Raw genomic sequence first — 5,989 nt, forward strand, 5'->3', positions numbered from 1 at the left:
AACCCGTCGGGCACGGACGCGGGGTGGAGCAGCCCGGTAGCTCGTCAGGCTCATAACCTGAAGGCCGCAGGTTCAAATCCTGCCCCCGCAACCAAATTACTAAACGATATCAAAGACTTCAAGGCCGAGCGTAACGCTCGGCTTTTGTTGTTTGCAGTCTACATCAACGCCACATCAACACGACACCAGATAAACCGCAACAGCACGGATAAGCGTGCAGCCACAGGCAGCGGCAGGCAACTCGCAGTTGCACGAGATGCCGGTTCCAGCCATCATCACCCCGTGGCGTTCTAGACGGTGGATTGACGATGAAGGATTTTGGGCCGGGTTTCCCTGAATGGACTGAACTCGGCCAGGATGGCGGCCTCGATCCCCTTGGAATGCAGCGCCCCATCGAAGCGATCTATCAATCCCTGCTGCCCGGCATCAGCACCATCACGCTTCGCTTCAGGTATTACTCGTTCTTTGTCTGGATACTTGAAGTCTACGCGAGGGAGAAGGGAGACACCGACCCCGTTGCCTTCCGGGCGTTCCAGCGACGCTGTGAGACCCTCTTTGCCCTGATTGCTGCGCGCGGATCGACTGAACTAGGCGTTGCAGGGATTGATTGGGCGCAAAAGCAACTGGCCAATGTTCCGAACAATCCGGCGACGTTCATCGACTTCTCGGTCGGGGCTGATCCTGAAACGGATGTCGGCCAGCGATACCTGCGCAACAAGGGGGGGGCATTCGGTGGCATCTATGCCACGCAGATGTTCGAGATGGGCCTGATAACACTCGGCGATGATAGGAACCCTATCGCTGTGTGTACGAACCGCGCACTTCCATTGGCAGAGGCTTTCGCCGCAGAGATCGGCGAACTCGGGACAGTCTTCATGGGGTGCGTGAGCGCTGGCACCGTGACGCTAGGCGAGCTCGACCGGATGGCACCAATGCAGCCCTCCGAAATCCTCGCAGGCAGCGCCGAACATCGATTGCTCGTCCAAGTCTTGCTTGGTCGCCTGTCGCCAGCAACTGCCTCAGACAAGCTTCGACGATCCACGGCACTTATGCTTCTGCAACTCATTGACGCCACGAAGGAGGTGCCGCGCCCCGAGGCAGTGAAATGGGAATGGTTCGGCGCCGGTCATCATGCGGCCGAACCGGTTCCTGCGTCCGGGGACGTTCGCAGCATGTGGGCGCTTTATCAGGCATGTGACCTGATGCGCCTCGCCTATGAGAACATCCTCGATCTTGCCTTGGACATTCTACAAGAAGCGGAATTGCGGCGGATGCCACTCGGTGAGGTGGTCGCAGAATTGGTCGGTCTTGTCGACGTGCCCGATGATATGACTTGGCTGCGCTACTCCGCGAGCCTGCTCGAAGGCTTGGAACCGGCCATGGCCGCCCGGCTAGCTGACGAGCGCATGGTCGAGGCGCGGGCTACGGGTGATCGGTCAACGCGAATGAAATCTGTCGTGGCGCTTGTTGCGGCCCTCACCGAACGAGCAGAAGCTTTCGGCGACTTGCTGGACAGCGCGCTGAATGCGCCGGACCACTTCCAGTCGCTCAGGACGGAAGTCAGGTTTCTGCGGGCGAGGGGGCCGGAGAATGCCCGAACTGTTCTTGATGCCTTGGTTCGTGAACGTGTCCTGAAACGCCATCTCTGGGTGGCGTCGCGCAAGTTCCGCAACCAGAAAGCCTATACCTTCTTGATCGAGCCCGAGGAAGGAATGCTGCGGTACAGGGATCGTTTCCGGGTGTCACCAAGCAGCCCGCGCCTGGATCAAGCCATGAGGTTTCTGCGGGACGTCAAGTTGATTGATGATGCAGGCCTGACCGACTTCGGCCGCGCGGAGCTAATGTCGAATGAAGTATTTTGACGTTTTTGCCGAGAGCGGTTTTCACTCGGCCTTTCTGACAACTTACGCATTCGGAGCGCAGGCATTCGAGGACATTCCCTTCTCGCGGCTGCGGGGTTCCGGCTGTCGGAACATCGTGATCCTTGCCGATCGACAGATGGTCAACCAGAGTTTTGCCGAACTGGGCCCACCAAAGTTCGCAGGAAGCAGCTATCACCTTATCAAGGCTGACGCGCCGGGTGCCTTCCATCCCAAGATCACGTTGCTCATCGGAGCGAAGAAGGGCCGATTGCTGATCGGCTCTGCCAATCTCACCGCGCTCGGCCTCGGTGGTAACAAGGAACTGGTCGCCAGCCTCGCTTACGGGGAAGACGTGACGGGCAACGCCCGCCATTTCGCGGCGGCACTTAACTACCTTCGCAGCAAGGTTCCCTCGGATGACCTTTGGTTTACGACGGCCATGCAACGGGCGCTACGTTCGTCGCCATGGCTGCGTGAGGCCATGGAAAACCCTTTCCTAGAGCAGGAGGCCGAACCTGAAATTGCGCTGCTGCGCGATCGTCCGGACGCGACAATCCTCGAACAGATTGCTGCCAGCGTTGGCGATGATCGGATCAAGCGGTTGATTGTCGTGTCGCCCTATTGGGATATGAAACTCGAAGGTCTGGCGCGATTGAGGGCCATCATGGGTGAGCCGCCGACGGATTTACTGATCGACGCCGCATCGGCCTACTTCCCTAAATCCGAACTCCCCCGGTTCTCGGACATCGGGATCTTCAAAGTCGACACGTCTGACAGCAAGCGGTTTGTTCACGCCAAGCTCGTCATCGCGCAGGGGCAAACATGGGATCACGTGATCTCCGGCAGCATGAACTGCACTTTGCCTGCTTTGCTCGGCCCAACGATTATGCACGGCAATGCCGAGGCCGGGATCTACAAGCGCGTGGCGCCCGGAACTGCCCTCGCAGCGCTTGGTCTGGAGACCTATCGCGATGCACCGTTGCAGGCGTCTGATCTCCACGACCTGGCATCTGCTACGGCGAAAGGTTCAGCGGGAGAGGCGTACACCGATGGCGGGACGTTGACCTTGCAGTCGGAACGGCTCGTATGGAGGCCACCTGCCGGTTTTAAACCTGGCTCGGCCACTGCCATCACCCTGCAGGATCGGGACGAGGTTCGGTTCGGCAATCGGATTGATCTTGTGCAAGGCGGCGACAATGCTTGGCGCTTGGACCTTGACGCAGGACGTCCCAAATCCGGCATCGTCCATTTTGCCGATGGCTCCGCATCCGCGCCGGTCCAGGTCGTTGATCTCGATGTTCTCGCCGTCCGAACGCTACCCCCGGCGCAAGGTCGCAAGAAGTCGCTGACGGATATCCTTGCCGAGGCAATGAACGAAGACCTGATCCTGATAGAAACCCTGAACCAGCTCGAGGCACTGGAGTTTGAGGAGACCGGTGTAACTGCCGATGCAGCACCGAAGGCCTTGTCCGCTCCCCCTGCCGCATCAACAGAGCAGCCCCATCCTGTCCTGCCCTATGAAGAATTTGTCCGCGCGCGCAACAAGGCGATGGCACAGGGCAGCCAGTTTTCGGGTGGGTTTTTCGGTCGGAACGACAGCCCGGCCAACACCCTGAGTGCGGCGCTGAACCGAATCATCGGCCTCGTCGGGCTGGATCTCGATGCCGATGAGGACCGAGAATTGAGGGCAATTGCGGCCATGGATTTCCGCATGACCGAACCTGCGGACCTCAGTGATGCCGCACCATCCACACAGCAAGAAGAACCGGCGAAGCAAGCGAAAGCCACGAAACAGGCAGTGGCTACTGCCAAGAAGATGAAAGAGGCAGTCGATGCATTCGAAGCAAGATGCCGCTTGCTGAGAGGCAAGCCGATCAGTACCGCCGAGCTTGTGCGGCTGCGTGCACTCCTTCAGATTCTGCTTTCCCATGCCCAGCCGATCCGAGGGGCTGCGCTGCCAACTCAGATCCTGCCAATCCATACCAAGGACAGCTACGACTGGCCGCGACTGGTCGGACGGTTGCTCAAGCAGCATTTTGGCACCGCGCGGGCGCTGCAGACGCTGCAGGTGGCGCAAGACGAGGGCGAGCAGAAGCGCGTACTCGAATACCTTGCCATGGCAGACTGGGCGGCAAAGGCGGCAGCAAATGCCGCAGCCTCACATCCCAAGACCGCTGACCTGCGTGGACCACTGGAAGGTCTCGCGAAAGCCCTTGCAGCACAGGTCGCCTCGGTCATTGGGACCGTCGACGAAGACAGACATTACTTCAATGAGCTCACATCAAAGCTGGACGAGAGATTTGCTGACCGCTTGGCACTGAAGCCCAGCGCGGGCATGCGATTTGACTGATGCTTCTGCACTTCAGGTGCAAGATGCGCCCATCGCCGAGTTAAGCAAGTTGGCACCAGCGCTACTTTACTACCCTGAGCCGCGTAGTTGCTCCTGGTAGCGGATGCAGCGCGCGAAGGTCTTCCTCACTTGATCGCAATGCTTGAGCGAGATCAGATACCCCGTAACCGAGCTCTTCAAGATGCAGTCGCAGTATTTCTGGTAGCACGGTCGGCATTTCTACCTTGAGATCGAGTTCCGGTGGCTCCGCTTTGCGGTAACCCGACGCACTCATCTGCCGCCAGAGATATTGGCTTTGGTTCTCTGTAATAGCGTCGATTTCCTTGGCTCTGTAGAGCAAAGCAGCCATTGACACGCGCCAGACAGGCTTCAGAGCAGCGAGGCTTTGGATCGTCAGTCGCCTTCCCGAAAGATGGGGGCGGATGTCCCTGGCGGGCATCAACAAGGCTGATGCGAACGCATTGGCTTCGGCCTCCATATCCGGCGATGGCACCTGATGCATCACAACATGCCCAAGCTCATGGGCAAGACTGAACCGTTGCCGGTCGGCTGGCATGTTTCGGTTGAGGAAGATGCACGGCGGCATGTCCGAAATTTGGACAGTGAAGCCATCCACCTTGAGCGCAGCAAAATCGCAATGGACAACGATGCAGCCTGCTCGCTCGACCCACGCCACCAACTCTCGGATCGGCCCGGAAGGCACGAGCCAAGTCCGACGAATGAGGTCGGCGATCCGCTCGGGATCTCCGCCAAACTCGTCCACATCAAGGCGGGGCAGAGAAAGTTCAGGCTGCAGCTCTGCAGCGTCAAGCAGACGCCGGATGTGAAGTATCCTGATGTTGAGTTCGGCCTCCAGACGTTCGATAGCCTTCTGCCCTACACTCGCACGCTTCCGGTACTGCACGCTCATCGGCAGGCCGATGACCCGGTCGTTCTGGAAAAAGAAATCCACCGGAAATGCCAAAGCTTCGCTGACGCTTTTCAATACGTCTTCAGTCGGGCCAATCAGCCCGTTCTCGAGTTTCGACAAATTTGCTTGTGACACCCCCGATCGTGCAGAAAGTTCGGTCTGACTCCAGCCTCGCGCCTGCCGCGCTATCCGCAGCAGGTCCTGATTGAATGCGGCGGGCATCAGTCTTGACGCTTCTTGCGGCCGTCCACGGCGCCTTTGAGCTTGACGATCGCCGCAGCGGGGCGTTCGGGCATCGGTTCGGGCATCGGAAGCGGAACCACACCTTCGCCCGCATCGAGAAGGCTGTACTCCCAAGCAATCAGATCGCCATCGCGCGCGACCACGCAAATGTCGTCGATCTTCGTCTCAAGCCGATTCAGCTTGTAGACCACCTCGACGCGCTGCACCTCCGGCAAGTCGAACAAATCCTGTTCATGATCGTGGAAGGCAAGCGCCAGTTGCGTAGCGACATTCGACGACTTGCCGGTTTCGTCGGCTTTCTTGAAACGAAACAGCACCGTATCCTGCACGAGGAACTTCATCGTCTCGTTGCCGTCGATCACGTGGACATCGCCGTGATCAAGAAGAGCAGCATGCGCATGATCTATGATCTGTTCCCACACGAAGTTTGCCCGGCTGCGCTTGCATCGCCAGACGCCATTGAAGTCGCTGGCCAGCCAGTCCTCCCATGCGCTTTGGATCGCGGACACGACCTGGTCGCGGACTTCGTGTTGAGTTCCGCCCAGAAGTGACCCATTTGGGCGCGTAATTTCCATTGAGAACTGACCCATGTGACCTTTTCCCCAAGGCGGCGCGCTGCGGGGG

At 58.9% G+C, this 5,989-nt stretch carries 4 protein-coding genes and 1 tRNA gene; 3 read left to right on the forward strand and 2 right to left on the reverse strand.

The window, feature by feature from the left end; translation table 11 throughout:
- Positions 1 to 17: 17 nt before the first annotated feature.
- The 3 genes from GBJ34_RS19715 (at position 18) to GBJ34_RS19725 (ending at position 4,212) form a co-directional block, all read left to right on the forward strand.
- Positions 18 to 94, forward strand: a tRNA-Met gene (locus tag GBJ34_RS19715).
- A 214-nt stretch (positions 95 to 308) separates the two neighbouring features.
- Positions 309 to 1,862, forward strand: coding sequence for a hypothetical protein (locus GBJ34_RS19720; protein WP_151720890.1), 1,554 nt, complete (start codon positions 309 to 311; stop codon positions 1,860 to 1,862).
- A complete protein-coding gene (locus GBJ34_RS19725; RefSeq protein WP_151720891.1) occupies positions 1,849 to 4,212 on the forward strand; it encodes a phospholipase D-like domain-containing protein in 2,364 nt (787 codons plus the stop codon). The genes GBJ34_RS19720 and GBJ34_RS19725 overlap by 14 nt, the downstream gene beginning before the upstream one ends.
- 61 nt (positions 4,213 to 4,273) lie before the next feature.
- On the opposite strand, the gene GBJ34_RS19730 is transcribed toward GBJ34_RS19725, so the two are convergent.
- Positions 4,274 to 5,344: a helix-turn-helix domain-containing protein gene (locus GBJ34_RS19730; RefSeq protein ID WP_151720892.1), complete on the reverse strand. Its 1,071-nt coding sequence runs from the start codon at positions 5,342 to 5,344 to the stop codon at positions 4,274 to 4,276.
- Positions 5,344 to 5,989 (reverse strand): hypothetical protein (locus GBJ34_RS19735; protein ID WP_226341297.1); only part of this gene is annotated, 646 nt, incomplete at its 5' end. The genes GBJ34_RS19735 and GBJ34_RS19730, both read right to left, overlap by 1 nt.

Source organism: Gemmobacter serpentinus, from assembly GCF_008973825.1.
Taxonomy (GTDB): domain Bacteria; phylum Pseudomonadota; class Alphaproteobacteria; order Rhodobacterales; family Rhodobacteraceae; genus Gemmobacter; species Gemmobacter serpentinus.